Consider the following 26,920-nt stretch of genomic DNA (forward strand, 5'->3'; position numbering starts at 1 on the left):
CCGATCCCCTGAACGGGATCGCGACCGCTTCCGAGGCCTTCGTTCGCGGAAAGTCGACGGCTTGATCTGCAAGGGCGCCACACGCCCAGGGGGTTGTTGCACCCGAACTACGGGGCGTCTACCCTCAAGGTCAATCAGTCACCGCGCCTAGGGCCGGTGCCGTGCCCGGAACATCGTTTTCCGGGGCGCATCTCCCGCTGTGAATTGGACTTGGCCCAACACGGGCGAAGATCAACTGAGGCGGGTCTGGCGACCGCGGTGACCGAGGCAGGAGTTGTCAACTCAAAGTGAGTTCGCTTCGGGATCATCGGCGCCGATCCGTTGCCGATGTCGGGGTGGGGGCCTTAAGTTCCACGGTGTGGCCTCCCAAGGTGACCATGACGCCGACCCGGATCCTGAAGTTTCCCGGTTCACCACCGGGGCAATCCGAGAGTCGGGGATTCCTGGAATGAGGCGGCAGGACGTGCATCGGCACGTGTGGATCGGAGTGGATGCGTCGCACATGGACCACGCGAGCCGGGTGCCTCCCACTGCCCGGTGCTGCTGGTTCCCCGAGCCAACGTCGAAGTCGGTAATGCTGCGTCCAAGGGGCGAATCCGACCGGCGAAAGGGCTGGTAGCACATACCGGCCGTCCGCACTCAAACGAGCGGGCGGGCAATCCGCTGGGTCGCGTAGGAGGCGCGGTCCGGTCAGGAAGGACATTCGTGAGCAACACCGAACTGTTGAGCAGCGAGGCCGCCAACGGCACCTCATCTGCTGGCCAGCAGGACGCCGAGGCCAACGGCACTCCGCGGCGACGCGGCGGACTCTCCGGCATGGTTCTTGCCGAGCTGCGCCAACTCGCGGGGGAACTGGGGATCGAGACCGGGGGCCTCCGCAAGGGCGACCTGATCGCCGCGATCAAGGAGAAGCAGGGGGGCGGCACCACGGCGCCGCGCACCCGCTCGACCGCGAAGAAGGCGCAGGTGCGCAGCGAAGAAGCCCCCGCCAAGACCAATCAGCCGACCCTCGACAGCACCAGCAACGAGGGCGACAACGCCTCGCGCGACACCGCGGCCGAGTCGAACAGCAACGGCTCCGCCCCCACGCGCACCCGCACTCGGCGGCAGTCCGGCGAGAGCGGCGGCGAGGACGACAACCGCCGCGGCAACAACCGCCGTCGCCGTTCCAGCGGGCGCAACAACGCGGGTACCGAGTCGGGCGGTGCCGACGACCAGCGCGGCGGTGGCAACACCGAGCGCAAGTCCGAGAACAACCGGCAGGACCGCGACAACCGGCAGGACCGGGACAGCCACCGGCAGGACCGGCAGGAGCGGCAGGACCGGGACAACCGGCAGGACGATGACGACGAGGGCGGCCGCCGCGGTGGCCGGGGACGTCGCTTCCGCGACCGTCGCCGCAACCGCGGGCGCGGCGAAGGCGGCGAGCCGGAGGTCCGTGAGGACGACGTGCTGCTGCCCGTCGCCGGCATCCTCGACGTGCTGGAGAACTACGCCTTCGTGCGCACCTCCGGCTACCTCGCCGGTCCCAACGACGTCTACGTCTCGCTGTCGCTGGTGCGCAAGTACGGGCTGCGCCGCGGCGACGCGATCAAGGGCGTCATCCGCCAGCCCCGCGAGGGCGAGCAGCAGCGCCAGAAGTTCAACCCGCTGGTGCGGGTCGACTCGATCAACGGGTTGGAGCCGGACGCGGCCAAGAGCCGCTCCGAGTTCCACAAGCTGACGCCGCTGTACCCGAACGAGCGGCTGCGCCTGGAGACCGAGCCGCAGAACCTGACCGGCCGGATCATCGACCTGGTGATGCCCGTCGGCAAGGGGCAGCGCGCGCTCATCGTCTCGCCGCCCAAGGCCGGTAAGACGATGGTGCTGCAGGCGATCGCCAACGCGATCACCACGAACAACCCCGAGTGCCACCTGATGGTCGTCCTGGCGGACGAGCGTCCGGAAGAGGTCACCGACATGCAGCGCTCGGTCAAGGGTGAGGTCATCGCCTCCACCTTCGACCGTCCGCCGTCGGACCACACCACGGTCGCCGAGCTGTCCATCGAGCGCGCCAAGCGCCTGGTGGAAATGGGCCACGACGTCGTCGTGCTGCTGGACTCGATCACCCGCCTGGGCCGCGCCTACAACCTGGCGGCCCCGGCATCCGGGCGAATCCTGTCCGGTGGTGTGGACTCCACCGCCCTGTACCCGCCGAAGCGGTTCCTGGGCGCGGCCCGCAACATCGAGAACGGTGGCTCGCTGACCATCTTCGCCACGGCGCTGGTGGAGACCGGTTCGACGATGGACACGGTCATCTTCGAGGAGTTCAAGGGCACCGGTAACGCGGAGCTCAAGCTGGACCGCAAGCTCGCCGACAAGCGGCTGTTCCCCGCGGTCGACGTGGACTCCTCCAGCACCCGCAAGGACGAGATTCTGCTGTCCTCCGACGAGCTGGCCGTCACGCACAAGCTGCGCCGAGTGCTCTCCGCCCTCGACGCGCAGCAGGCGCTGGAACTCCTGCAGGACCGGTTGCGCAAGTCGCGCACCAACATCGAGTTCCTGATGCAGGTCGCCAAGACCACCCCGGGCAAGGACGACGACTGATCGTCCTTCCCGCAGAGCAGGGCCCGCACCCGAGAGGTGCGGGCCCTGTTTTTTGCGCGCGAGTGACAGGAAGGTTCCCTTGCCACGTGCGGCGCGCAGCGGGGTGACAGGAAGGTTCCCTTGCGCTGGTGCGAAGGGCTCAGGTGAGGCAGTCGGCCTCGTCGCGGGTGTGGTGGGTGCGCACCAGCATCGCCGCCAGCAGGGCCGCTGCGATCGGACCGATGATCAGCGCGGCACCCATCGGGAGGGTGAAGGCGTCCAGCGCCATCGCGCAGACGATCATCGTCAAGGGGTAGGCGACGCGCAGGCTCAGGCGCTGCCAGCGGAAGCTCCAGCGGACGTGCCCGGCGCTGAACAGCGCCAAGCCGGCGGCGAACCCGAACAGCAGCGGGGCCGAGAGCGACAGCTCGCTCTGCAGGGTCGGATCGCGCAGCAGCACCAGGTCGATCAGCGCGGCGACGCCGGTGGCGCTGCCCAAGAAGAGCAGGGGAAGGGACACCCACGACCGGACCGTGAGTTTTCCCAGCACAGCGCACAACAGCACGGGCCAAATGATGAACGGCGTTCACGGGGTTGTGCAGCGGGGACGCGGGCGGCCTCGTCGGACGGTTGTTCTGCTGCGCCGGGCGGTCGCGCAGCTGCGACGAGCGGCTCCGGGAATACCGGCCCGAACACCTGCGTTGCAGGTCGCGTGCCGTGGCATGGCACAATTGAAGGCTGGTTCCGGTCCCGGTTCACCACGTCGCGACGGGCGCGTGGACCCGGCGGCCAAGTTGAGAGGAAAAGCCGTTGAAGAGTGGCATTCACCCCGAGTACGTGGTGACGCAGGTCAACTGCGGTTGTGGCAACAGCTTCACCACCCACAGCACCCGCCAGAGCGGTCAGATCACCGTTGAGGTCTGCTCGAACTGCCACCCGTTCTACACGGGCAAGCAGAAGATCCTGGACACCGGTGGTCGTGTGGCCCGCTTCGAGGCCCGTTACGGCAAGCGCAAGAAGTAGCTGCGCCGACGGCGCCCGTCCTCCGCTGTGCACGCGTGAGGGCGGGCGCCGTCATTGCGTGAGGGCCGTCTCGACCGGGGACGGCTTCGTCGAAACCGAGCCGTCAGGAAAAGGGTCGCCCCGTGGAGACATCCAAGCTCGAAGGTCTGCTGGCCGAGTACGACGATCTGGAGAAGCGGCTGGCCGACCCGAGCGTGCACGTCGACCAGGCGAACGCCCGCAAGCTCGGCCGCCGCTACGCCGAGCTCACCCCCATCGTGCGCACCTCCCGCGAGCTCGACGAGGTCCGCTCCGACCTGGAGACCGCGCGCGAGCTCGCCACCGAGGACGAGGGCTTCGCCGAGGAGGCCGAACGGCTCGCCGAGCGCATCCCCGAGCTGGAGGACAAGCTCACCGAGCTGCTGCTGCCGCGCGACCCGCACGACGGCTCCGACGTGGTGCTGGAGGTCAAGTCCGGCGAGGGCGGCGAGGAGTCCGCGCTGTTCGCCGGTGACCTGCTGCGCATGTACCTGCGGTTCGCCGAGCGCCAGGGCTGGCGGGCCGAGGTCCTCGACTCCACCGAGTCCGATCTCGGCGGCTACAAGGACGCCACCGTCGCGCTCAAGGCCAAGGCCGGTGACAACAGCCCGGACGGCGTGTGGTCGAAGATGAAGTTCGAGGGTGGCGTGCACCGCGTTCAGCGGGTGCCGGTCACCGAATCCCAGGGCCGCGTGCACACCTCCGCGGCCGGGGTCCTGGTCTACCCCGAACCTGAAGAGGTCGAGGTCGAGGTCGACGAGAAGGACCTGCGCATCGACGTGTACCGGTCGTCCGGGCCGGGCGGGCAGAGCGTGAACACCACCGATTCGGCGGTGCGCATCACCCACCTGCCGACCGGCATCGTGGTGTCCTGCCAGAACGAGAAGTCGCAGCTGCAGAACAAGCTGCGCGCGATCCAGGTGCTCAAGGCCCGCCTGCAGGCCGCCGCGGAGGAGGAAGCCGAGCGCGAAGCGTCGGAGACCCGCCGCAGCCAGGTCCGCACGGTGGACCGCTCGGAACGCATCCGCACCTACAACTTCCCGGAGAACCGCATCTCCGATCACCGGGTCAACTACAAGGCGTACAACCTCGATCACGTTCTCGACGGTGACCTGGAAGCGGTGCTCGACGCGCTGCTGGCTGCGGATCGCAACGAGCGCCTGGCGCTCTAAGCTGACCGACGTGACCCGACAGCCATTGCGCCTGGCCATCCTGGAGGCCGAGCGCACTCTCACGGCGGCGGGCGTGGGGAGTCCGCGCACCGACGCCGAGCTGCTCGCCGCGCATCTGCTCGGCGTCGAGCGCACCAAGCTGATGATGGTGCCGCTGGTCGGCCCGCCGGTCGTGCAGGCGTTGCAGGACTTGGTGCGTCGGCGCGCCGCGCGGGTTCCGCTGCAGCACCTGACCGGTCGTGCCTTCTTGGGCGCGGTGGACCTCGAGGTCGGTCCGGGCGTGTTCGTGCCTCGACCGGAGACCGAGTTGCTGGTCGAGTGGGGCGCGGACGTGCTCGACGGCGTCGAGCAGCCCACGATCGTCGACCTGTGCACGGGTTCGGGTGCGCTCGCCCTCGCCCTCGCGCACGCCCGCCCGGACGCGGCGGTGCACGCGGTCGAGAAGGACCCCACGGCGTTGTCGTGGGCACGGCGCAACGCCGAACAGCGGTCGGGGGCCGGTGATACCCCGATCGCCCTCTACTCGGGTGACGTGACCGACCCGATGCTGTTCATGGAACTGGAGGGCTTGGTCGACCTGGTCGTCTGCAACCCGCCCTACGTTCCCGACGGGACGCCGGTCCCGCCGGAGGTCCGCAACCACGATCCGCACGAGGCGGTGTTCGGCGGCCGGGACGGGCTCGACGTCGTCCGCCACGTGGTGGCCTGCGCGGCCCGCTTGCTCAAACCGGGCGGCGGAGTGGCGATCGAGCACGACGACACCCACGGTGGCTCGGTGCCCGCCCTCCTGCGCGCCCGCAGGGTCCTCACCGACGTCCGGGAACACCCGGACCTCGCCGGGCGTCCCCGATTCGCCACCGCGCGCCGCACCCACCCGGAGTGACAGGAAGGTTCCCATCCTCGCGACGAGGTGGGAAGACCTCCGCGCGCCGCTGAACGAGATCTCCCGCTGATGGACGCCGGACGGGCGCGGCGGTGCGCGAAAGGTTCCCTTGCTCAGGTCACGGGCTTGCCGTCGGAGTCCTCGGGGGCGTCATCGGTGGGTTCTTCGGTGTCGCCGGACTCCTCGGACGTCTTTTCGGACTTCTCCTCGGGTGCCTCTTCGGAGTTCTCCTCAGACTTCTCGTCGGTTTTCTCGACGGACTTCTCCTCGGCTCCCTGCTCCGGTTCGGTTTCGGCCTTCGGCTCGCCTTCCGGGGTGGAGCCGACCTTGATGAAGCGGGTCGGTGCGTCGGTGGTCGCCTTCTTCTCACCGCTGCCGGCGTCGCCGCTCTCGTCGTCGGCAGCCGGGGTTCCGGCTGCGTCTGCGGTGTCCTTCTCGGCGGTGTCCGCGTCCTCCGGGGTGTCCGGTGCGCCGCTGGAGTCCTTCGTCGACGACTCCTCGGTCCCGTCGGCGTCGGTGCCCTCGGTGGACGTGGCGGCGCCGACCTTCATCAGCTGGGTCGCGGAGTCGGTGCTCTCGCCCTCGCCGGGCTTGGCCTGCTCCTTCGATGCGGTGGAGTCGGCGGCGGGGCCCGGCGTGGGGACCTTCATCCGCTGCGTGGGGGCTTCGGTGCTCCCGTCGCGCTGGGGTGCGCCGGTGGTCCCCTTCACCGGTGCGGGGGGAGCGTTCAGGGCGTTGACGAACTCGCGGAGCAGCGCGTTGAACTCCGTGGGGCGTTCGCGGTTGGGCCAGTGGCCCGCCTGGGGCATGACCCGCAGCTGAGCGCCGGGGATCGCGCCGGCCACCTCGTGCGCGGAGGCGACCGGGACCAGGGCGTCCTTCTCGCCGTGGATCACCGTCACCGGGCAGGCGATCCGGTCGAGCTGCGGCAGGTGGTTGATGCTCATCGAGCGCCGGTTGATGGCGTCGGCGTGCCAGTCGGCGAACACGGATCGGCGCGCCGCGGCTTCGGCGCTGACCTCGCCGACGATGGACTCCAGGTCGCTCACCGCGGACGCGTCGGCGAAGAAGACCTTGTTCAGCGCCAAGCGCACCAGGGCCCGGTTTCCGCGCAGCAGCTTGGCGGCCATCCGGCCGCTGAGGTTGGTGCGCATCAGCAGGTAGGTGAGCAGGTGGTGCGGCATGCGGTGCTGGAGCCCGGTGCTGTCGACCAGGGCCAGCGCGCGCACCCGCTGCGGGTGGCGCAGCGTGAACCCGACCGCGATGCTGCCGCCCATCGACAGGCCGACCAGCGTGGCCTGCGGGATCTGCCACGCGTCGAGCAGCCAGCGCAGGACCTCTTCGAAGGTGCGCTGGTTGGCGCGACCGCGCCATTCGGTGCTACCGCCCTGACCAGGCAGGTCGGGCGCGTAGACGCGGTGGTCGGCGGCCAGGACGCCGATGGTGTTCCGCCAGCTCAGCAGGGCGTTGTCGGGGCCGCCTCCGTGCAGCAGCACGACCGGTGGGCCGTGCGTTCCCGCTGTGTAGTAGCGGACCTTGCCGGCCGGGAATTCGATCTGGTCGACCTCGACACCCTGAGGTGGGGCGGTCATCAGCGTTCTCCTCATTTCTGTGCTCGATCGGCGCCCGTGTCCGGCAGACGCGTGGGAGGCCGGGGTCGTTTCGTGTCCACGGCCACACCCGAAATGATCTCGGGCCGATGCCCCGGTGTTACTTGCCAGGATGCTCCACGACGGTGATCTGCTGCACCACTCGAAGGGGCCTCGGCGTGGCGTGTCAGGATGCGTCGGGTGAGCACCGTTTTTGACTGCAGCAGTCCGGACAAGCGCACGGCGGGACTGGCCGCCGCGGCGAACGCGGTCCGCGCCGGCGGGCTCGTCGTGCTGCCGACCGACACCGTGTACGGCATCGGCGCCGACGCCTTCGACGCGGAGGCGGTGCGTTCGCTGCTGGCGGCGAAGGGACGTGGCCCGGACATGCCCGTTCCGGTCCTGGTCGGCTCCTGGTCCACTGTGGATGGGCTGGTCATGTCGGTTCCGGAGCAGGCCCGGGCGCTGATCGAGGCCTTCTGGCCGGGCGGGCTGTCCCTGGTGCTGCCGCAGGCGCCGTCGCTGAACTGGAACCTGGGCGAGACCCGGGGCACCGTGAACCTGCGGATGCCGTTGCACCCGGTCGCGCTGGACCTGTTGCGCGAGGTCGGCCCGATGGCCGTCTCCAGCGCCAACCACACCGGTCAGCCACCTGCCAGCAACGTCGAGGAGGCGGAGAAGCAGCTGGGCGACCGGGTGCAGGTCTACCTCGACGGCGGTCCGTCGGGCGAGCCGGTGGCCTCGACGATCGTCGACCTCACCCAGGGCACGCCCCGGGTGCTGCGCGACGGCGCCGTGAGCAGGGCGGAGTTGTCCGAGGTGCTGGGCGTGGAGCTCGAAGCGGACCGGTGAGCGGTCCCGGCATCGCGATCGATAGCGTTAGACCGGAAACAGTGCGGACCAGCCGTCCCGGGTCGGGGCGGGCGGCGGTCTCGCCGCGCGGGCGCGAGGCGCTGCGGCGACGCCGGTGACGGGCCGTGATTCTCAAGCGACGAGGAGCGCCGGGTTTGATTACTCCGTTCTGGGGGCTGAACTTCGACTTCGCGCCGCAGCGCGGGTGAGCCACCGGCATGGACTACGCACCCTTCGCCCCGGTCGGACTGCCGGCCCGTGAATACCTGCTGGTGATGCTCACGGCGGCGGTCACGACCTTCCTGCTGACCGGCCTGGTCCGGTTGCTGGCCATCCGGGTGGGCGCGGTCGCCTACCCGCGGGTCCGGGACGTGCACGTCAAGCCGATGCCGCGGATGGGCGGCGTGGCGATGTACGGCGGTGTGCTGGCGGCGACGTTCCTGGCCGCGAACCTGCCCGCGCTCTCGCGCGGGTTCGCCTACTCCAAGGACTCCCTCGCGGTGCTCATCGCCGGCGGGCTGATCGTGCTGGTGGGCGCTCTCGACGACCGCTTCGAGCTGGATTCGCTGACGAAGCTGGCCGGGCAGGTCACCGCGGCCGGGATCCTGGTGCTCTCCGGTGTGCAGTGGTTCGTGTTCTGGGTGCCGTGGGGAGGTACCGACGGGCACGTGGGCCAGTTGCTGGTGCTGGGCAGCAACCAGGGGCAGCTGCTGACGGTGCTGCTGGTCGTGGCGATGATCAACGCGATGAACTTCGTCGACGGCCTGGACGGGCTGGCCTCGGGCATCGGGCTGATCTCGGCGACGGCGACGTTCGTGTTCTGCCTGAGCGTGCTGGACCGGCAGAACGGCGATGTCAACGCCTACCCGCCCGCGTTGATCGCGGCCGCCATCGCCGGCGCCTGTCTGGGCTTCCTGCCGCACAACTTCCAGCCGGCGAAGATCTTCATGGGCGACTCGGGCTCGATGCTGATCGGCCTGATGCTGGCCACGGCGAGCACCTCGGCCTCGGGCCGGATCATCTACACCGGCTCCGGCCCGGGCGACACGATCGCGCTGCTGTCGCCGCTGCTGGTGGTGGCCGCGGTGCTGTTCGTGCCGCTGCTGGACCTGATCATGGCGGTGGTGCGGCGGACGAAGGCGGGCAAGAGCCCGTTCCACGCCGACAAGATGCACCTGCACCACCGCCTGCTGGAGATCGGGCACTCGCAGCGCCGCGCGGTGCTGCTGATGTACCTGTGGGCGGCGGTGATCGCCTTCGGCGCGGTGTCGTTGACGCTGTTCAACACGTGGGTGGTCGGCTGGGTCGTGGCACTGGTGGTGCTGCTGGCCGCTATCATCTCGTTGATTCCGCGCATGCGAACCCGAGCCGATCGAGAGTCCTGATGAGCGAAGCATCCGAGCCCACCACCGGCGAGCAGGCCGAGCCGGTGAACCCGCACGCCGAGGTCGTGCGCAGGTTGGCGTCGGCGATGCTGCGCACCGCGGTGTGGCCGGGCGCGGCCACGGTGGTCCTCGGGGCGATCGTGGCGACGGTGCTGGTCGGCGTCCCCGGGCTGGTCGGGGCGCTGATCGGCGGGGTCGTGGCCTTCGGGTCGTCGTTGCTGACCATCTGGTTGATGCGGTTCTCCGGAGGCATGAACCCGCAATTTGTGATGGTCGTCGCACTTGGTGGTTATGTCGGCAAGATGCTGGTCCTGTTGGTGGTGATGACGTTGCTGGGAGGCATCGACGCCATCCACCGGGAGTCGCTGGCGTTCACCATGCTGGCCACGGTGATGGTGTGGGCGGGGGCCGAGGTCGTGGCGTTCAAGCGGACCAGGATCCCGACCATCATTCCGAGCAACTGAACCGTTCTTACGGCGCAATCCGGACCTGCGGACGGGTGGAATCGCAGGGGTAGCCGACCAGCATGTCGGTAGGCTACTTACCCGCTGGTAAGGTCTGGACCGAAAGCCTTCCCTGCACAGCGGGTCGAAGGGCACCAGAAGGTCGGCCTTCAGACACCACTTGGTGGGGAGGGCCCCTCCGCGTGCCGGATCGCGTATCAGGTACGTTAAGTGCAAAACGTGACGATTCCCCCGGAAGAGTGAAGTTCGGCCGGGAGAACCGGAAGGAGCCCAGTTGGGCGCGCTGATGCTGGCCGAAGGCGGAACATTCCAGCCGCCGGGCGCCGATAGCTTTTTCCTCCCGCCGATCGCCGGCGGAGTCACCAAGCCGATGGTTCTCGTCGTGGCTTCGGCGATCATCGTGGGCGCCTACTTCCTGATCGCCACCCGGAACCTGAAGCTGGTTCCGGGCAAGGGTCAGTTCGTGGCCGAGTTCGCCTACGAGTTCAGCAGGAACAAGATCGCCCGGGAGCAGATCGGAGCCAAGGACTTCCGTCCTTTCGTGCCGCTGATCTTCGCGCTGTTCACGTTCGTTCTGGTGAACAACCTCTTCGGCATCATCCCGATCATCCAGTTCCCCACGATGTCCAAGATCGGGTTCCCGATCGCGCTGGCCGCCGTGGTCTACCTGGTGTTCCACGGGGTCGGCTTCGCTCGCCACGGCTTCCTGGGCTACTTCAAGCACATCATGTTCCCGCCCGGGGTTCCGAAGCCGATCTACGTCCTGCTGGCGCCGATCGAGTTCCTGCAGAAGTTCGTCGCGCAGCCGGCCGCGCTGGCGGTCCGAGTTTTCGCCGCGATGTTCGCCGGACACCTCATCCTGCTGGTGTTCACGCTCGGCGGTGAGTACCTGCTCCTCGAGGCGAGCGTGGCGTTCAAGCCCATCTCCGTGGTGGCCTTCGCCTTCGCTATCGCCCTGACCTTTGTCGAAGCCCTGATTCAGGTGCTCCAGGCCTACATCTTCGCCTTGCTGACCGCCAACTTCATCGGCGCAGCGCTGGCCGAAGGTCACTGAGGGCCTGACACAAATAAAAACCGGGCGACGACAAAGACTTTCCGATCCGAAAAAAGGACCTGTCGATCCGCCCAGATAAAGCGGACCGAGTGAAAGGTAGTGAAAGTGAGCAACATCGTTCTCGCGCAGGCCGCTGAGGCTGCGGGCAGCATCAACCCCGGTCTCGCCGCGATCGGCTACGGCCTCGGCGCTGTCGGCCCGGGCATCGGCGTCGGTCTGATCTGGGCCGCCGTCATCAACGGCACCGCCCGCCAGCCGGAGGCCCAGGGTCAGCTGCAGGGCATCGCCTGGATCTCCTTCGTTCTGGTCGAGGTGCTGGCGCTGATCGGTCTGGTCGTCTACTTCATCGCGTCGGCTGCCTGATCATCTGACGGCTCAACGCGTTGGGAGACGTTGTGGTGAAGACCCAGATGCTGCTGGCCGCTGAAGGCGAGCACAACCCGATCATCCCGGAGCCCGCGGAGATCGTGGTCGGTCTGATCGCGTTCCTGCTGCTGCTGTTCGTGCTCTGGAAGTTCGCGGTCCCGCGCTTCGAGAAGATCTACGCGGAGCGCAGCGAGCGGATCGAGGGCGGGATCGCTAAGGCCGAGGCCGCTCAGGCCGAAGCTCAGCGGACCCTGGAGCAGTACAAGTCGCAGCTGGCCGAGGCTCGCGCCGAGGCCGCGCGCATTCGCGACGACGCCCGTGCCGAAGGGCAGCAGATCCTGGAGGAGATGCGCGCTCAGGCTCAGACCGAGTCGGACCGCATCGTCAGCCAGGGTCAGTCCCAGCTGGCGCACCAGCGGGCTCAGATCGTCGCCGAACTGCGTGCCGATCTGGGACGTCAGGCGGTCGACCTGGCCAGCCGGGTGGTCGGCGAGTCCCTGGAGGACGAGGCGCGTCGTCGCGGCACCGTTGACCGGTTCCTCGACGAGCTGGACGCGACCTCGGCCCCGGCCGAGTCGGCCAAGCCCTGAATCTAGTGAAAGGCGCTGAGAGTTGAGCACCCTCGTGAACGCCGCGAGCCGTGAGGCAATGGCAGCCAGCCAGCTGCAGTTGCTGCAGGCCACTGACGGGGCTCAGGCTGCGGAGATCACCGGGCTCGCCGACGAGCTGTTCGGCGTGGCCGCTCTGCTGGGCCGTGAGTCCACGCTCCGGCGGGCGCTCGCCGACGCCTCCACCGACGCGCAGTCCAGGGAGAACCTGGCCCGCGGGTTGCTGGAGTCCAAGGTCGGCGCCCGGGCGCTGCCGGTGATCGTCGAAGCCGTCCGCGCGCGCTGGTCGAGCCCGAGCGACCTGGTCAGCGGGCTCGAGCAGCTGGCCCGCACCGCGCTGCTGGTGCAGGCCGAGCGGGCCGGTCGCCTCGACGCCGTCGAGGACGAGCTGTTCCGGCTGGGCCGGATCATCGGCTCGGAGGTCGATCTGGAGCGCTTGCTGTCGGACCCCTCCGGGGAGCCGGCGGGCAAGACCGCCGTGCTGGATCGGCTCATCGAGGGCAAGGTCGAACCGGTGACCCTCGAACTGGTCCGGCAGCTCGTGGCCCGGCCGCGTGGCCGGCGGGTCAGCGAGGGGCTGGAAGAGCTGGCCGAGCTGTCGGCGAAGCGCCGGGAACGCTCGGTGGCGCACATCCGATCCGCTTTCCCGCTCAGCGCGGAACAGCAGGACCGGTTGTCGCGCACCCTGCAGCGGATCTACGCCCGTCCCATCGCTCTGCACCTGGAGATCGATCCCGGTGTCGAGGGCGGGCTGCTGATCAAGGTCGGTGACGAGGTCATCGACGGCAGCGTGACGGGACGCCTGCAGACGCTGCGGCGCGACCTGGCCGACTGATGCCGACGCCGCGCCCCGGCTTGTTCGAGCCGGGCGCGCGGCGCGCAACACCAACTCCCTTCCAAGAACTAACCGAGGGCAGGAACGAGACATGGCGGAGCTGACGATCTCGTCGGACGAGATCCGCAGTGCGATCGAGAATTACGTCTCCAGCTACTCCCCGGAGGTCAGCCGCGAGGAGGTCGGGGTCGTCACCGAGACCGGTGACGGCATCGCCCGTGTCGAGGGCCTGCCTTCGGTGATGACCGAGGAACTGCTGGAGTTCCCCGGCGGCATCTACGGTGTCGCGATGAACCTGGAAGCTCAGGAGATCGGCGCGGTCATCCTGGGTGAGTCCGAGAAGATCGAGGAAGGCCAGGAGGTCAAGCGGACCGGCAAGGTCCTGTCGACCCCCGTCGGCGACAAGTTCCTCGGTCGCGTGGTCAACCCGCTGGGCGAGCCCATCGACGGCCTCGGCGAGATCGTCGCCGAGGAGCAGCGTCCGCTCGAGCTGCAGGCCGCCACGGTCGTGCAGCGGCAGGGCGTCGGCGAGCCGATGCAGACCGGCATCAAGGCCGTCGACTCGATGACCCCGGTCGGCCGCGGCCAGCGTCAGCTGATCATCGGTGACCGCAAGACCGGCAAGACCACGGTCGCGGTCGACACGATCATCAACCAGAAGAAGAACTGGGAGTCCGGCGACGAGACCAAGCAGGTCCGCTGCATCTACGTCGCGATCGGCCAGAAGGGCTCCACGATCGCCGGTGTGAAGCGGTCCCTCGAGGACGCCGGCGCGATGGACTACACCACCATCGTCGCCGCCCCGGCCTCGGACTCCCCGGGTCTGAAGTGGCTGGCCCCCTACACCGGTTCGGCCATCGGCCAGCACTGGATGTACCAGGGCAAGCACGTCCTGATCATCTTCGACGACCTCACCAAGCAGGCCGAGGCCTACCGCGCGATCTCGCTGCTGCTGCGTCGTCCGCCGGGCCGCGAGGCCTACCCGGGTGACGTCTTCTACCTGCACTCGCGTCTGCTGGAGCGCTGCGCGAAGCTGTCGGACGAGCTGGGCGCGGGTTCGATGACCGGTCTGCCGATCATCGAGACCAAGGCCAACGACGTGTCGGCCTACATCCCGACCAACGTCATCTCGATCACCGACGGCCAGTGCTTCCTGCAGTCGGACATGTTCAACGCCGGTCAGCGCCCCGCCATCGACGTCGGTATCTCGGTGTCTCGTGTCGGTGGTTCCGCGCAGATCAAGGCGATGAAGGGCGTCACCGGTTCGCTGCGTCTGGACCTGGCCCAGTACCGCGAGCTGGAGGCCTTCTCGGCCTTCGCCTCGGACCTGGACGCCGCCTCCAAGGCCCAGCTGGACCGCGGTGCCCGCCTGATGGAGATCCTCAAGCAGGGTCAGGGCGAGCCGCTGCCGGTCGAGGACGAGGTCGTCTCGCTCTACATCTCCACCAAGGGTCACCTGGACTCGGTGGCGATCGCGGACGTGCGCCGCTTCGAGCGCGAGTTCCTCGCCCACATGCGCCGCAACCACGAGACCACGCTCAAGGACATCGTCGAGACCGGCAAGCTGTCGGCCGACGGCGAGAAGGTCATCGTGGACGCGGTCGAGGAGTTCAAGAAGAGCTTCACCGGTTCGGCCACCACCGCGCCGAGCGAGCCGGACGCCGAGGCCCTGGCAGCCGACGAGGTCGGGCAGGAGACCGTCAAGGTCGCCAAGCCAGCCCCGAAGGAGTGACCAGCTAAGCCATGGCAACCCTTCGGGAACTCCGGGATCGCATCCGGTCGGTGAAATCGACCCGGAAGATCACCAAGGCGCAGGAGCTGATCGCTACCTCGCGCATCACCAAGGCGCAGGCCAGGGTTGAGGCTTCGCGGCCGTACGCCGAGGAGATCACCAACGTCCTGTCCGCGCTGGCTGACGTGAGCACGTTGGACCACCCGCTGCTGACCGAGCGCACCAACCCCAAGCGGGCGGGTGTGCTGGTCGTGACCAGTGACCGGGGTTTCTGCGGCGGCTACAACGCCAACGTCATCAAGGCCGCCGAGGAGCTGCAGTCCCTGCTCCGCGAGCAGGGCAAGCAGCCGGTGCTGTACGTCATCGGCCGCAAGGGCGAGTCGTACTACCGGTTCCGGCAGCGCGAGATCGAGGCGAGCTGGTCCGGTTTCAGCGACCGGCCCGAGTACGCCAACGCCTCCGAGGTCGGAGAGACCCTGGTCAAGGCGTTCCTGGCGGGCGCTGACGACTACCTCGACGACGGTGGTCCGGACGGTAAGCTGGGGGTGGACGAGCTCCACCTGGTCAGCACCGACTTCGTGTCGATGCTGACCCAGAAGCCGACGGTCCGGCGGATCGCTCCGCTGGAGGTCGAGTACACCGACGAGCGCAAGCTCAAGCCCGTCTTCGAGTTCGAGCCGGACGCCGAGACGCTGTTCTCCGCCCTGCTGCCGAAGTACATCAAGACCCGCCTGTTCGCGGGGCTGCTGGACTCGGCGGCGTCGGAGCACGCGGCTCGCCGGACGGCCATGAAGTCGGCGACGGACAACGCGGACGAGTTGATCCGCAACCTCAGCCGCGAGGCCAACCAGGCCCGCCAGGCCCAGATCACCCAGGAAATCAGCGAGATCGTCGGCGGTGTCGAGGCGCTCTCGTCCGCAGGAAGTGAGTGACATGACTGCTGCTACTGCCACCAGCACTGGCACGGGCCGCGTCGTCCGGGTGCTCGGCCCGGTCGTGGACGTCGAGTTCCCGCGTGACCAGGTGCCGGACCTGAACAACGCTCTCACCGCCGAGATCACGGCCGAGAGCATGGCCAAGACGCTGACGCTGGAGGTCGCCCAGCACCTGGGTGACAGCGTCGTGCGCACGGTCTCCATGCAGCCCACCCAGGGCCTGGTCCGCGGCGTGACCGTCGTGGACAGCGGTGCCGCCATCTCCGTCCCGGTCGGCGACAAGGTCAAGGGCCACGTGTGGAACGCGCTGGGCCACTGCCTGGACGAGCCGGGTTACGGCTCGGACGCCGAGCGCTGGGAGATCCACCGCAAGGCCCCGGCCTTCGACCAGCTCGAGGGCAAGACCGAGGTGCTCGAGACCGGCATCAAAGTGATCGACCTGCTCACCCCGTACGTGCAGGGTGGCAAGATCGGTCTGTTCGGTGGTGCCGGTGTCGGCAAGACCGTTCTGATCCAGGAGATGATCCGCCGAGTCGCCAAGAACTTCGGTGGTACCTCCGTGTTCGCCGGTGTCGGCGAGCGCACCCGTGAGGGCAACGACCTCTGGGTGGAGATGGACGAGTCCGGCGTTCTCGCCGACACCGCCCTGGTGTTCGGTCAGATGGACGAGCCGCCGGGCACCCGTATGCGCGTGGCGCTGTCGGCTCTGACGATGGCGGAGTACTTCCGCGACGTGCAGAACCAGGACGTGCTGCTGTTCATCGACAACATCTTCCGGTTCACCCAGGCCGGCCAGGAGGTCTCGACCCTGCTGGGCCGCATGCCTTCGGCCGTGGGTTACCAGCCGACGCTGGCCGACGAGATGGGTGAGCTGCAGGAGCGCATCACCTCCACGCGCGGTCGTTCGATCACCTCGATGCAGGCGATCTACGTGCCGGCGGACGACTACACCGACCCGGCTCCGGCGACGACCTTCGCCCACCTGGACGCGACGACCGAGCTGTCCCGTCCGATTTCCCAGATGGGCATCTACCCGGCGGTCGACCCGCTGACCTCCAGCTCCACCATTCTCGACCCGTCGGTCGTGGGTGAGGAGCACTACCGCGTGGCCCAGGAGGTCAAGCGGATCCTGCAGAAGTACAAGGAGCTGCAGGACATCATCGCCATCCTCGGTATGGACGAGCTGTCCGAAGAGGACAAGGTGACGGTGCAGCGGGCGCGTCGCATTCAGCGCTACCTGTCGCAGAACTTCTTCGTCGCGAAGCAGTTCACCGGCCAGGAGGGCTCCTTCGTCCCGGTGAAGGAGACCATCGAGGCCTTCGACAAGCTGTGCAAGGGCGACTTCGACCACTACCCGGAGCAGGCGTTCCTGTCCATCGGTGGTCTCGACGACCTCGAGCAGGCGTACAAGAAGCTCACCGAGCAGTGAGCTGCCACCCCGCTCGCGTGCCGGGCGGGGTGTGGTGAAAACCGGCGAGCGGGGTCGGGGCCCGACGGGTCCCGACCCCCTTTGCCACTAGGCACTTCCAGCCCGGCCAGTCAGAATCGCCCTGGTGGCGTTGGCTAGACTGCGGGCACACACCCGACAAAGGAGACGCGCGTGGCCAACATGTCCGTCCAACTGGTCGCCGTCGAGCGCCTGCTGTGGTCCGGGGAGGCGACCGCGGTGGTCGCGCAGACCACCGAGGGAGAGATCGGCATCCTGCCGGGCCACGAGCCGCTGCTCGGGCAGCTGGTCGAGGGTGGCGTCGTGCGCATCACCACCACCGACAAGGAGACCGTGACCGCTGCGGTGCACGGTGGCTTCCTGTCGGTGACCGGCGACGGCGTGAGCGTGCTCGCCGAGTCCGCGGAGCTGGCGCAGGAGATCGACGTGGCGCAGGCTCGCAAGGACGTCAACAGCGAAGACGAGCTGGCCAGAACGCAGGCGGCCGCCCGATTGCGAGCAGCGGGCCAAGCGGACTGATCGGGCCAGCATGGGTTCGCCGGTCGTGTTGCTCGTCGTAGTGTTGGCGCTGCTGCTGCTCGCCGCCCTGGCGGTGGGCCTGCTGGCCTGGCGACGAGTGCGCGAACTGCGGGTCGGAGGCATCGACGTGGCGCTGCGCGCCACCGACGGCAAAGGACGCGGCTGGCAGCTGGGTGTGGCTCACTACCGCGGCGAGGAATTCGCCTGGTACCGCATCCTGAGCCTTCGCTCCGGCCCGAACTGGGTGATCAACCGGCGAACCGTGGACATCGCTCAGCGACGCGAACCCTCGGTCGCGGAGGCGTACGCGATGCCGAGCGGCTCCACCGTCCTGGACCTGAGCGGCCCGGACCTGGAGCTGGCGATGAACAGCGATGCGCTGACCGGCTTCCTGTCCTGGCTCGAATCGGCACCACCGGGACGCTCGGTGCCGTGGGCGTCCTGAGCACCTGAAGAACGAACAGCGGGGTCCGGAACGGGCCCCGCTTTTTCGTGCCCGGGGGCGCGAGCATGGGAACCTTCCTGTCACTCCTGCCCCAGTGGTGACAGGAAGGGTCCCATGCTCGGCCGGCCCGGCTGGCTGGTTCCGGTCGTGATTGTCGAGACTGTGGCACGTGACCGAGAACTTCACGATCGCCGCGGAGCCCTTCGGCAGCCGGGATGCTCAGCAGGCGTTGGCTCAGTACGTCGCTGAGCTCGTGGAGCGGTTTCCGGAGGGTTTCGATCCAGGTAGGGGAGCGTCGCCCGCTGAGGGCGCTTTCATGCCGCCGAAGGGCGTGTTCCTGCCGCTGCGGCTGGGTGGCGTGGTGCTGGGCTGTGGTGGGCTGCGCACCGAGTCAGAGGGCGTTGCGGAGATCAAGCGGATGTGGGTCCCGCCGAAGTTGCGCGGGAGGGGTGCTGGTCGCGCGCTGCTGAGCAGCTTGGAGGAGCACGCGCGGCGGATGGGGTTCGTGCGGGTGCGGCTCGACACCGCGGCGGAGCTGGACGAGGCCCGGCCGATGTACGCCAAGGCGAGGCCCGGCCGATGTACGCCAAGGCCGGGTACGTGGAGATCCCCGCCTACAACGACAACCCCTACGCCGCGCACTGGTTCGAGAAAAACCTACGCTGACCAGGATCGGAGCCGATTACGCTGCGGATGTGCGCATCGAGATCGTCGGCTACGACCACCCCGATTCCCAGCGGCTGATCGAGGACCTGCAGCTGGAGTACGTCGTGCGCTACGGCGAGGCGGACCTGACACCCGTCGACCCGGCCGAGTTCTCCCCGCCCCGGGGCCTGTTCCTGCTCGGCTACGTCGATGACGAGCCGGTCGCCTCCGGGGGCTGGCGGGCGCACGATTCCGGAGAAGAGGGGTTCCGCGACGGCGACGCGGAGCTCAAGCGCATGTACATCGTCCCCGGCCAGCGCGGCAACGGGTGGTCCAGGCGGATGCTCGCCGAGCTGGAGTCCACCGCCGCGCTGGCCGGGCGCAAGCGCCTGGTGCTGGAGACGGGCACCAAGCAGCCCGAAGCCATCGCGCTCTACACCTCGTCGGGCTACGACCGGATCGAGAACTTCGGCGTCTACCGCTGCGATCCGGACAGCCGCTGCTACGGCAAGGAGCTCTAGGCGTTCCCGCCCGGCTTCCACAGCACGTCGCCGTCCGGGTTGGCCACCCTGGCCAGGATGAACAGCAGGTCCGAGAGCCGGTTGAGGTACTTCGCCGGCAGCGGCGAGGTGCGTTCGGGGTCGGCGTCCTGCAGCGCCCACGCCGAGCGTTCCGCGCGGCGTGCCACGCAACGCGCCTGGTGCAGCAGAGCGGCGCCCGGGGTGCCGCCGGGCAGGATGAACGAGTCGAGCTTGCCGAGCCGCTCGTTGAACTCGTCGCACCAGCCTTCCAACCGGTCGACGTAGGACTCGGTGACCCGCAGCGGCGGGTACTCGGGGGCCTCGACCACGGGCGTGGACAGGTCCGCGCCCACGTCGAACAGGTCGTTCTGCACCGTGCGCAGCACGCCCACCACGTCGTCGGCGAGATCCGCGGTGGCCAGGGCGACGCCCAGCACCGAGTTCGTCTCGTCCACGTCGGCATAAGCGACCAGGCGCGGATCGGTCTTGTGAACCTTCGAGTTGTCCGACAACCGCGTGGTGCCCGCGTCCCCGGCCCGCGTGTAGATCTTCGTCAAGTGGACTGCCATGCCCCACACCCTAGGCGTGCTGGGCGCGGGTGGAAGGTGACAGGAAGGTTCCCAAGCACCACATCAGCCGCTGCTGCACCGCCGGTGGGAGGAAGGCGCCCGGCATGCCCGCGCGGTGACAGGAAGGTTCCCTCACTCGCTCGTGACCCGCTCCGATGCCTGCAGGGCGGGGGCCGTAACCTCGATGCTCGTGAGTGAGCACTTCCGGGTACGCGGCGGAGCCCGCCTCGTCGGCGCGGTGGACGTGGTCGGGGCGAAGAACAGCGTGCTGAAGCTGATGGCGGCGGCGCTGCTGGCCGAGGGCACGACGACGATCGTGAACTGTCCCGAGATCCTGGACGTTCCGCTGATGGCCGACGTGCTTCGCAGCCTCGGCTGCGAGGTGACGATCGACGGCGGCACGGTGCGCATCACCACACCCGCCTCGATCAGCCACGAGGCGATCTCGCCGTCGATGGGGAAGCTGCGCGCCTCGGTGTGCGTGCTGGGGCCGCTGGTGGCGCGCTGCCGGCGTGCGGTGGTGACCTTGCCCGGCGGTGACGCGATCGGTTCCCGCCCGCTGGACATGCACCAGAACGGCCTGCGCAAGCTGGGTGCGACCAGCCACATCGAGCACGGCGCCGTGGTCGCCGAAGCCGAGAACCTGCAGGGCGCTCAGATCTGGCTGGACTTCCCGAGCGTGGGCGCCACCGAGAACATCCTGATGGCCGCGGTGCTGGCCGAGGGAACCACGGTGATCGACAACGCGGCCCGCGAGCCGGAGATCGTCGACCTGTGCGTGATGCTCCAGCAGATGGGCGCCAAGATCGAGGGCGCCGGCACGTCGACGCTGACGGTGCACGGGGTTTCCTCGATGCGCGCCGTGGAGCACCGCGTGATCGGCGACCGCATCGTGGGCGCCACCTGGGCGTTCGCCGCAGCCGCCACGCGCGGTGACATCACGGTCAACGGCGTCGACCCCCGGCACACCAATCTGATGCTGGAGAAGCTGCGCAGCGCGGGCGCGGAGGTGACCACCGGCGAGGAGATCTTCCGGGTGGTCATGCCGGAGCGCCCGAAGGCCGTGGACTACGTGACCTTGCCCTACCCGGGCTTCCCGACCGACCTGCAGCCGATGGCGCTGGCGCTGTCGGCAGTGGCCGACGGCACGTCGATGATCACCGAGAACCTGTTCGAGTCGCGGTTCCGGTTCATTGAGGAACTGGTGCGGATGGGCGCGGACGCGCGCACCGACGGCCATCACGCGGTGGTGCGCGGTCTGGAGCGGTTGTCCAGCGCCCCGGTGTGGGCGACGGACATCCGCGCCGGTGTGGGCCTGGTGCTGGCCGGGTTGTGCGCGGACGGCGACACCGAGGTGTGGGACGTCTTCCACATCGATCGCGGGTACCCGAACTTCGTCGAGAACCTCCGAGGCCTGGGCGCCGACATCGAGCGCGTCGCGGACTGATTCGCCGTCCTGCGGCCGGTGTTCCCGCTTCCAGGCGGGACACCGGCCACAGCGCTCGACGGGCGGGGATCATGATCATCGGTGCCGGTCGCGTGGCTAGAGTCCGTCGTGGACCAGGTGAGAATCCGGAAAGGGAACCGATGAGCACCACCACGCGGGTCGGCCGCATCATGACCTTCATCGCGAAGCCCGGCAGGGGTGAGGAACTCGCCGCGATCATGATGCAGGTGGCCGAAGGCCTGCGCGGCTCGCTCGGCTGCGAGCTCTACCTGATCAGCCGGGACGTGGAATCTCCCGACACGGTGCGCGTCGTCGAGGCCTGGACGGACTTGGAGAGCGCGGACGCGGCGCTGGCGACGACGGTGGCCACGCACGCCGACATCGACCTCAACGACGTGCTGGGCATGCTCGCCGAACCGCCGGAGCGGATCGACCTGGACACGCTCGGCGGCGTCGGCCTGTGAGTCAGGCGCCCCGGCGTTCGCGCAGCAGGAGCAGGGCGTAGGCGGCGATGGACTGGGCGTCGGTGACCTCGCCGGCGGCGATCATCTTCTCGAACTCGGCTCGGGTGAACCACGCGGTGCGCATGTCCTGCTCCTCGTGCTCGCGTTCGTGCGCGCCCTCGGTGAGCCCGGTGGCCAGGAACGCTCGGCCGCGCTGGCTGGACATGCCGGGCGCGACGTCGAGCAACCCGAGGTCGTGCATGTCCGCCGCGCGCAGGCCGGTCTCCTCCCGCAGCTCGCGCGCCGCGAGCTCACCGACTTCGACGTCGGCGCGATCGGGCGCTGTGCCCTGCGGGAACTCCCAGCGCCGCATGCCGAGCGGGTACCGGAACTGCTCGACGAGGTGCAGCCGGTCCCCGTCGAGCGGGATGACCAGCGCGTAGTTCGGCTTGTCGATGACGCCGTAGATCCCGGTGGACCCGTCGTCTCGCCGGATGCCGTCCTCCCGCACGGACATCCACGGATTCGCGTACACCTCGCGGCTGCTGGTCTGTTCCATGCGCACCATCGTGCCCTTCACCGCGGCCTGAGCTGCGCATGGGAACCTTCCTGTCACCGCAGCCCGGCGAAGGGCCAGGTCAGCGGGGTGTGGCAGGGAGGTTCCCCTGCTCGGACGCGCGGTTGAGCCGGGACTTCCGGCGGCCGTAGCCGAAGTAGACGGTCAGCCCGATCACCGTCCAGATCGCGAAGGTCAGCCAGGTGACGGCATCCAGTCCGGTGATCAGGTACGCGCACAGGGCCAGGCCGAGCAGCGGCACGAACGGCATGAGCGGGGTGCGGAAGCTGCGGGGCAGCTCGGGCCGGGTTCGCCGGAGCACCACGACACCGATGTTGACCAGGCCGAAGGCGACGAGCGTGCCGATGCTGGTGGCTTCGGCGAGCTGGTTGAGCGGCACCACCGCGGCCAGCAGTGCGACGAGGATTCCCACCAGCAGCGTGTTGCGGGCGGGAACCGAGCGGCGGTTGACCCGCGAGAGCATCGGCGGAACGAGTCCGTCGCGCGACATCGACACCAGGATCCGGGTCTGTCCGTAGAGGACCGTGAGCACGACCGAGGCGATGGCGATGACGGCGCCCAGCGCCAGCACGACCGCGGGCCAGCCCTGTCCGGTGACCACGCGCAGCGCGGTGGCCAGCGACGCGTCGGACTCGCCGAGCACTCCGGCGCCGACGGCGCCCACGGCTGCGAAGGCCACCAGCACGTAGATCGCGGTGACGATGACCAGCGACAGGATGATCGCCCTGGGCAGGTCGCGCTTCGGGTTGCGGGCTTCCTCGCCCGCGGTGGAAGCGGCGTCGAAACCGATGAAGGAGAAGAACACCGCGGAGGCACCCACGGAGATGCCCGCGATCCCGGCCGGTGCGAACGGGGTCAGGTTCCCGGAGTTGAACGCGGTGAAGGCCACCGCCACGAAGAACACCAGCACCGCGATCTTGAGGACCGTGGTGATGGTGGTGGCCCAGGCGCTCTCGCGCACGCCCAGCAGCAGCACGCCGGTGGCCAGCAGCACGACGACCGCGGCGGGCACGTTGACGACTCCGCCTTCACCGGGCGGGGCGGCCAGCGCTTCCGGGATGGTCATGCCGATGGTGCCCTGCAGGAACTCGTTGAGGTAGCCGCCCCAGCCGACCGCCACCGCGGCGACGGACACCCCGTACTCCAGCAGCAGGCACCAGCCGCAGATCCAGGCGATGATCTCGCCGAGGGTCGCGTATGTGTAGGAGTAGGCGGAGCCGGAGACGGGGACGCTTCCGGCGAGTTCCGCGTACGACAGCGCTGAGCACAGGGCGGCCAGTCCGGCGAGCACGAAGGAGACCACCACGGCGGGGCCTGCGGCCGGTGCGGCTTCGGCGAGCACCACGAAGATGCCGGTGCCCAGCGTTGCCCCCACCGACAGGGCCACCAGCTGAACCAGGCCGAGGGTCCGGTTCAGCTCGCTGTGCGAGCCCTCGCTGGAGAGCTGTTCGGCGGGTTTGACGCGGAGCAGGCTGCGGGCGAAAGACACGAGCGGTAACGGTAACTCCGGTGGTGGGAGGCTTTGTGCTGCGGGTCCTGACCGGGTTGCCGCCGTTGATCACCCGTGGGGGTGCTCGACATCGATCACCACGCCCGTACTCTGTGCCGGGTGCGACTTGTGATTGCCCGCTGCCAGGTGGACTACGTCGGTCGTCTCACCGCGCACCTGCCGATGGCGCAGCGTCTGCTGCTGGTGAAGGCCGACGGTTCGGTGTCGGTGCACTCCGACGACCGCGCCTACAAGCCGTTGAACTGGATGAGCCCGCCGTGCTGGCTCATCGAGGACCCCGACGTGTGGACCGTGCAGAACAAGGCCGGCGAGAAGCTGGTGATCACGGTCGACGAGGTGCTGCACGATTCCAAGCACGAGTTGGGCGCGGAACCGGGCCTGGTCAAGGACGGCGTCGAATCGCACCTGCAGGAGCTGCTCGCCGAGCACGTGACGACCCTGGGTGAGGGGTGGTCGCTGGTGCGCCGCGAATTCCCGACCGCGATCGGGCCGGTCGACCTGATGTGCCGGGACGACGCGGGCAAGAGCGTCGCGGTGGAGATCAAGCGTCGCGGCGAGATCGATGGTGTCGAGCAGCTGACCCGCTACCTGGAGCTGCTCAACCGCGACCCGCTGCTGGCGCCGGTCACGGGCGTGTTCGCCGCGCAGCAGATCAAGCCGCAGGCGCGGACGCTGGCCGAGGACCGCGGGATCCGCTGCGTGGTCCTGGACTACGACAAGCTGCGCGGCATCGAGCCCGACGAGTACCGCCTGTTCTAGGGGAGGGCACCGGGAGGAGCCAGCCGTCTTGGAGTGACAGGAAGGTTCCCATCCGCACGTCTAGGCGGGTTCGGCTCGTCACCAGCGTGCTGGGCGGTTCCCGGCCGAGCGGTCGCGCGGAAGGGGTTCCGCCGTGGACGGCGATCGGCATCGCCCAACGCATTCGATTCATCACCGCACACCCGCGATCACAGGGCGTCCTTGATCGAAAATGCGGATCGGCAATGGCAGGAAAGTTCCCATCGTTGCCATTCCAGTCCGCCAGAACGAACTCGCCATTGCGCGCGCCGGGACGCCTTCGTCGCCGGAGTGACAGAAAGGTTCCCATGCTCGCCCGGCGCGCGTCCTCTACCGCGCGGCGCTGAGGTCAGCGGTGGGCGCGGGCGGGGCAGTCGCAGGGTTGCAGGCGAGGTGCGGTCAACGGTGCGAGCATGGCCGACAGCTGCTGGAGCAGTCCTTCGGAGCGGCGGCCGGTGGTGTGGGTGCCGTTGGCGGGGGATGGGTCCTCGATCGGGTCTTCTGCGAGTCCGGCGCTGATCGCCAGATCGATCCGGGCGTTCACGATTCCTCCCCGCAGCGAAGTGAATGCATACCGTGACCATAGCGTCACGTTGTGTCGAATTCGGGCGGGGCAATGCGTATATCACTCGCATGGACCCGGGCGCTCACGGGGTGCACACGGGTACGACCGGAAAGTCTCCTGCGTGACGCCACTCGGCGGAAGTTCCGTGATCGATTTAGTGTCTTCTCCAACGAATTGATATCGGCTTACGACTGCTGCCCCATATGTGCGGTACTGTCCGACCGCTATCGCGAATGTGGTGGTTCTCGTTTGACTTTGTTGGGTCTGTGGGAGGTGGGGCGGCAGTGCTGCTAGCCCAAGGTCAGCTACTCGACGCGAACGGCGTCGACTACGTGTTGTTGGCGCTGTATTTCGCGTTCGTGCTGGGTATCGGCTGGCTGGCGAGGCGGGCCGTTTCAACCAGTCTGGACTTCTTCCTCTCCGGGCGTGCGTTGCCCGCGTGGGTGACAGGTCTGGCGTTCATCTCGGCGAACCTCGGCGCCATCGAAATCATCGGCATGTCAGCCAACGGTGCCGAATACGGCATGCCGACGATGCACTATTTCTGGATCGGTGCAGTCCCGGCCATGCTGTTCCTCGGCGTGGTCATGATGCCGTTCTACTACGGCTCCAAAGTCCGAAGCGTTCCCGAATTCATGCTCCGGCGATTCGGCAAGGCCGCGCATCTGGTCAACGGCATTTCCTTCGCCCTCGCCCAGGTGCTCATCGCCGGTGTGAACCTGTACCTGCTGGCCAGCATCGTCAACGCGCTGCTGGGCTGGCCGCTGTGGGTGTCGGTCCTGGTCGCGGCGCTGATCGTGCTCTCCTACACCGCGCTGGGCGGGCTCTCCGCAGCCATCTACAACGAGGTGCTGCAGTTCTTCGTGATCGTCGCGGCGCTGCTGCCGCTGACCATCGTCGGCCTGGTCAAGGTCGGCGGCGTGCAGGGCCTGGTCGACAAGGTCACCGCCAGCAAGGGCGGCGGTGAGCAGCTGACCGCCTGGCCGGGTGCCGAGCTGACCGGCTTCGACAACCCGATCCTCAGCGTCATCGGAATGATCTTCGGTCTCGGCTTCGTGCTCTCCTTCGGTTACTGGACCACGAACTTCGTCGAGGTCCAGCGCGCGATGGCCTCCAAGTCGATGTCGGCCGCGCAGCGGACCCCGATCATCGGCGCCTTCCCGAAGATGTTCATCCCGTTCATCGTGATCATCCCCGGCATGATCGCCGCGGTGATCATCCCGGAGATGACCAACTACAAGCTGACCGAGCAGGGACCGTACGACTACAACGACGCGATCCTGCTGATGATGCGAGACCTGCTGCCCAACGGCATCCTCGGCATCGCGCTCGCCGGTCTGCTCGCCTCGTTCATGGCCGGCATGGCCGCGAACCTGTCGTCGTTCAACACGGTGTTCACCTACGACATCTGGCAGTCCTACATCGTCAAGGACAAGCCGGACCACTACTACCTGCAGATGGGTCGTTGGGTCACCGTCGGCGCCACCGTCGCCGCCGTGGGCACCGCGTTCATCGCCTCCGGCTACGAGAACCTGATGGACTACCTCCAGCAGCTGTTCTCGTTCTTCAACGCGCCGCTGTTCGCGACCTTCATCCTCGGCATGTTCTGGAAGAGGATGACCGCGCACGCCGGTTGGTCCGGTCTGGTGCTGGGCACGGCCTCGGCCATCACGGTCTACGCTCTGTCCGAGGCCGGCGTGTGGGACCTGCCCGGTCAGGGCGCGAGCTTCGTCGGTGCCGGTGTGGCCTTCGTCGTCGACGTCGTCGTCAGCGTCGTGGTCTCCTTCGCCACCAAGCCCAAGACCGATGAGCAGCTGGTCGGTCTCGTGTGGGGCCTGACGCCGAAGGAGGACCTGAAGGCGTCCACCACGGGTGAGGACGCCGGCTGGTACCGGCGGCCGGGCCTGCTGGCGGGCATCGCGCTGATCCTGATCATCGCCCTCAACATCATCTTCGGCTGAGCCAGGACTGGGA

Annotated in this window: 28 protein-coding genes; 22 read left to right on the forward strand and 6 right to left on the reverse strand. The window is 68.4% G+C overall.

What is annotated here, in order from left to right:
• Positions 1–705: 705 nt before the first annotated feature.
• Positions 706–2,586 carry a transcription termination factor Rho gene (gene rho / locus R4I43_RS12770; RefSeq protein WP_324265807.1) on the forward strand — a complete coding sequence of 627 codons (1,881 nt, stop codon included), beginning with the start codon at positions 706–708 and terminating at the stop codon, positions 2,584–2,586.
• Positions 2,587–2,725: 139 nt separating this feature from the next.
• On the opposite strand, the gene R4I43_RS12775 is transcribed toward rho, so the two are convergent.
• Positions 2,726–3,130 carry a hypothetical protein gene (locus tag R4I43_RS12775; RefSeq protein ID WP_324265808.1) on the reverse strand — a complete coding sequence of 135 codons (405 nt, stop codon included), beginning with the start codon at positions 3,128–3,130 and terminating at the stop codon, positions 2,726–2,728.
• Positions 3,131–3,375: 245 nt separating this feature from the next.
• Here R4I43_RS12775 and rpmE point away from each other — a divergent pair, with 245 nt between their 5' ends.
• From rpmE to prmC, 3 genes are all read left to right on the forward strand, one after another.
• A complete protein-coding gene (rpmE, locus tag R4I43_RS12780) occupies positions 3,376–3,588 on the forward strand; it encodes a 50S ribosomal protein L31 (protein WP_324265809.1) in 213 nt (70 codons plus the stop codon).
• Between the two features lie 122 nt (positions 3,589–3,710).
• Positions 3,711–4,778, forward strand: coding sequence for a peptide chain release factor 1 (prfA, locus tag R4I43_RS12785; protein ID WP_324265810.1), 1,068 nt, complete (start codon positions 3,711–3,713; stop codon positions 4,776–4,778).
• Positions 4,779–4,788: 10 nt separating this feature from the next.
• Positions 4,789–5,661 carry a peptide chain release factor N(5)-glutamine methyltransferase gene (gene prmC, locus R4I43_RS12790; protein ID WP_324265811.1) on the forward strand — a complete coding sequence of 291 codons (873 nt, stop codon included), beginning with the start codon at positions 4,789–4,791 and terminating at the stop codon, positions 5,659–5,661.
• 113 nt (positions 5,662–5,774) lie between these two features.
• On the opposite strand, the gene R4I43_RS12795 is transcribed toward prmC, so the two are convergent.
• Positions 5,775–7,253, reverse strand: a complete 1,479-nt coding sequence (locus R4I43_RS12795; RefSeq protein ID WP_324265812.1) for an alpha/beta fold hydrolase — start codon at positions 7,251–7,253, stop codon at positions 5,775–5,777.
• 198 nt (positions 7,254–7,451) lie between these two features.
• Here R4I43_RS12795 and R4I43_RS12800 point away from each other — a divergent pair, with 198 nt between their 5' ends.
• The 14 genes from R4I43_RS12800 to R4I43_RS12865 all read left to right on the forward strand — a co-directional run bounded on the left by R4I43_RS12800 (position 7,452) and on the right by R4I43_RS12865 (position 19,058).
• Positions 7,452–8,102 carry an L-threonylcarbamoyladenylate synthase gene (locus R4I43_RS12800; RefSeq protein ID WP_324265813.1) on the forward strand — a complete coding sequence of 217 codons (651 nt, stop codon included), beginning with the start codon at positions 7,452–7,454 and terminating at the stop codon, positions 8,100–8,102.
• A 218-nt stretch (positions 8,103–8,320) separates the two neighbouring features.
• A complete protein-coding gene (locus R4I43_RS12805; RefSeq protein ID WP_324265814.1) occupies positions 8,321–9,487 on the forward strand; it encodes a glycosyltransferase family 4 protein in 1,167 nt (388 codons plus the stop codon).
• Positions 9,487–9,951 (forward strand): hypothetical protein, encoded by a 465-nt coding sequence (locus tag R4I43_RS12810; RefSeq protein WP_324265815.1) that lies wholly within the window; start codon positions 9,487–9,489, stop codon positions 9,949–9,951. The genes R4I43_RS12805 and R4I43_RS12810 overlap by 1 nt, the downstream gene beginning before the upstream one ends.
• Positions 9,952–10,225: 274 nt before the next feature.
• The gene (atpB, locus tag R4I43_RS12815) at positions 10,226–11,005 is read left to right on the forward strand and encodes a F0F1 ATP synthase subunit A (RefSeq protein WP_324265816.1); all 780 of its coding nucleotides are present in this window, start codon (positions 10,226–10,228) and stop codon (positions 11,003–11,005) included.
• A gap of 105 nt (positions 11,006–11,110) precedes the next feature.
• A complete protein-coding gene (locus R4I43_RS12820; RefSeq protein WP_029534827.1) occupies positions 11,111–11,368 on the forward strand; it encodes an ATP synthase subunit c family protein in 258 nt (85 codons plus the stop codon).
• A gap of 35 nt (positions 11,369–11,403) precedes the next feature.
• Entirely contained in the window at positions 11,404–11,961 is a 558-nt protein-coding gene (locus tag R4I43_RS12825; protein ID WP_324265891.1) for a F0F1 ATP synthase subunit B, read from the forward strand.
• Between the two features lie 22 nt (positions 11,962–11,983).
• Positions 11,984–12,814 (forward strand): F0F1 ATP synthase subunit delta, encoded by an 831-nt coding sequence (locus R4I43_RS12830; protein WP_324265817.1) that lies wholly within the window; start codon positions 11,984–11,986, stop codon positions 12,812–12,814.
• Positions 12,815–12,905: 91 nt separating this feature from the next.
• Complete coding sequence (gene atpA / locus R4I43_RS12835; protein WP_324265818.1) at positions 12,906–14,546, forward strand: F0F1 ATP synthase subunit alpha; 1,641 nt, start codon at positions 12,906–12,908, stop codon at positions 14,544–14,546.
• An 11-nt stretch (positions 14,547–14,557) separates the two neighbouring features.
• Positions 14,558–15,478, forward strand: a complete 921-nt coding sequence (locus tag R4I43_RS12840) for a F0F1 ATP synthase subunit gamma (protein WP_324265819.1) — start codon at positions 14,558–14,560, stop codon at positions 15,476–15,478.
• Position 15,479: 1 nt separating this feature from the next.
• Positions 15,480–16,910, forward strand: coding sequence for a F0F1 ATP synthase subunit beta (gene atpD, locus R4I43_RS12845; protein ID WP_324265820.1), 1,431 nt, complete (start codon positions 15,480–15,482; stop codon positions 16,908–16,910).
• A 171-nt stretch (positions 16,911–17,081) separates the two neighbouring features.
• The gene (locus R4I43_RS12850; protein ID WP_324265821.1) at positions 17,082–17,447 is read left to right on the forward strand and encodes a F0F1 ATP synthase subunit epsilon; all 366 of its coding nucleotides are present in this window, start codon (positions 17,082–17,084) and stop codon (positions 17,445–17,447) included.
• Positions 17,448–17,457: 10 nt separating this feature from the next.
• Complete coding sequence (locus R4I43_RS12855; protein ID WP_324265822.1) at positions 17,458–17,892, forward strand: DUF2550 domain-containing protein; 435 nt, start codon at positions 17,458–17,460, stop codon at positions 17,890–17,892.
• A 316-nt stretch (positions 17,893–18,208) separates the two neighbouring features.
• The gene (locus R4I43_RS12860; RefSeq protein ID WP_324265892.1) at positions 18,209–18,751 is read left to right on the forward strand and encodes a GNAT family N-acetyltransferase; all 543 of its coding nucleotides are present in this window, start codon (positions 18,209–18,211) and stop codon (positions 18,749–18,751) included.
• Complete coding sequence (locus R4I43_RS12865; RefSeq protein WP_324265893.1) at positions 18,633–19,058, forward strand: GNAT family N-acetyltransferase; 426 nt, start codon at positions 18,633–18,635, stop codon at positions 19,056–19,058. The genes R4I43_RS12860 and R4I43_RS12865 overlap by 119 nt, the downstream gene beginning before the upstream one ends.
• On the opposite strand, the gene R4I43_RS12870 is transcribed toward R4I43_RS12865, so the two are convergent.
• Entirely contained in the window at positions 19,055–19,627 is a 573-nt protein-coding gene (locus tag R4I43_RS12870) for a cob(I)yrinic acid a,c-diamide adenosyltransferase (RefSeq protein ID WP_324265823.1), read from the reverse strand. The two genes, R4I43_RS12865 and R4I43_RS12870, sit on opposite strands and share 4 nt — an antisense overlap.
• Before the next feature lie 190 nt (positions 19,628–19,817).
• On the opposite strand from R4I43_RS12870, the gene murA reads away from it, so the two are divergent.
• Entirely contained in the window at positions 19,818–21,074 is a 1,257-nt protein-coding gene (gene murA / locus R4I43_RS12875) for a UDP-N-acetylglucosamine 1-carboxyvinyltransferase (protein ID WP_324265824.1), read from the forward strand.
• A gap of 140 nt (positions 21,075–21,214) precedes the next feature.
• A complete protein-coding gene (locus tag R4I43_RS12880; protein WP_324265825.1) occupies positions 21,215–21,538 on the forward strand; it encodes a putative quinol monooxygenase in 324 nt (107 codons plus the stop codon).
• Between the two features lies 1 nt (position 21,539).
• Here R4I43_RS12880 and R4I43_RS12885 read toward each other — a convergent pair whose 3' ends face one another.
• Together R4I43_RS12885 and R4I43_RS12890 are read right to left on the reverse strand one after the other, a co-directional pair.
• Positions 21,540–22,076 (reverse strand): NUDIX hydrolase, encoded by a 537-nt coding sequence (locus R4I43_RS12885; RefSeq protein ID WP_324265826.1) that lies wholly within the window; start codon positions 22,074–22,076, stop codon positions 21,540–21,542.
• 79 nt (positions 22,077–22,155) lie between these two features.
• Positions 22,156–23,583 carry an amino acid permease gene (locus tag R4I43_RS12890; RefSeq protein WP_324265827.1) on the reverse strand — a complete coding sequence of 476 codons (1,428 nt, stop codon included), beginning with the start codon at positions 23,581–23,583 and terminating at the stop codon, positions 22,156–22,158.
• A gap of 120 nt (positions 23,584–23,703) precedes the next feature.
• Here R4I43_RS12890 and nucS point away from each other — a divergent pair, with 120 nt between their 5' ends.
• Positions 23,704–24,363 (forward strand): endonuclease NucS, encoded by a 660-nt coding sequence (nucS, locus tag R4I43_RS12895; RefSeq protein ID WP_324265828.1) that lies wholly within the window; start codon positions 23,704–23,706, stop codon positions 24,361–24,363.
• 367 nt (positions 24,364–24,730) lie between these two features.
• On the opposite strand, the gene R4I43_RS12900 is transcribed toward nucS, so the two are convergent.
• The gene (locus R4I43_RS12900; RefSeq protein ID WP_324265829.1) at positions 24,731–24,925 is read right to left on the reverse strand and encodes a hypothetical protein; all 195 of its coding nucleotides are present in this window, start codon (positions 24,923–24,925) and stop codon (positions 24,731–24,733) included.
• Between the two features lie 254 nt (positions 24,926–25,179).
• Between R4I43_RS12900 and R4I43_RS12905 the strand changes: the two genes are divergently transcribed.
• The gene (locus tag R4I43_RS12905) at positions 25,180–26,907 is read left to right on the forward strand and encodes a sodium:solute symporter family protein (protein WP_407691235.1); all 1,728 of its coding nucleotides are present in this window, start codon (positions 25,180–25,182) and stop codon (positions 26,905–26,907) included.
• Positions 26,908–26,920 lie beyond the last annotated feature (13 nt).

This window comes from Saccharopolyspora mangrovi, from assembly GCF_035320975.1.
Lineage (GTDB): Bacteria > Actinomycetota > Actinomycetes > Mycobacteriales > Pseudonocardiaceae > Saccharopolyspora > Saccharopolyspora mangrovi.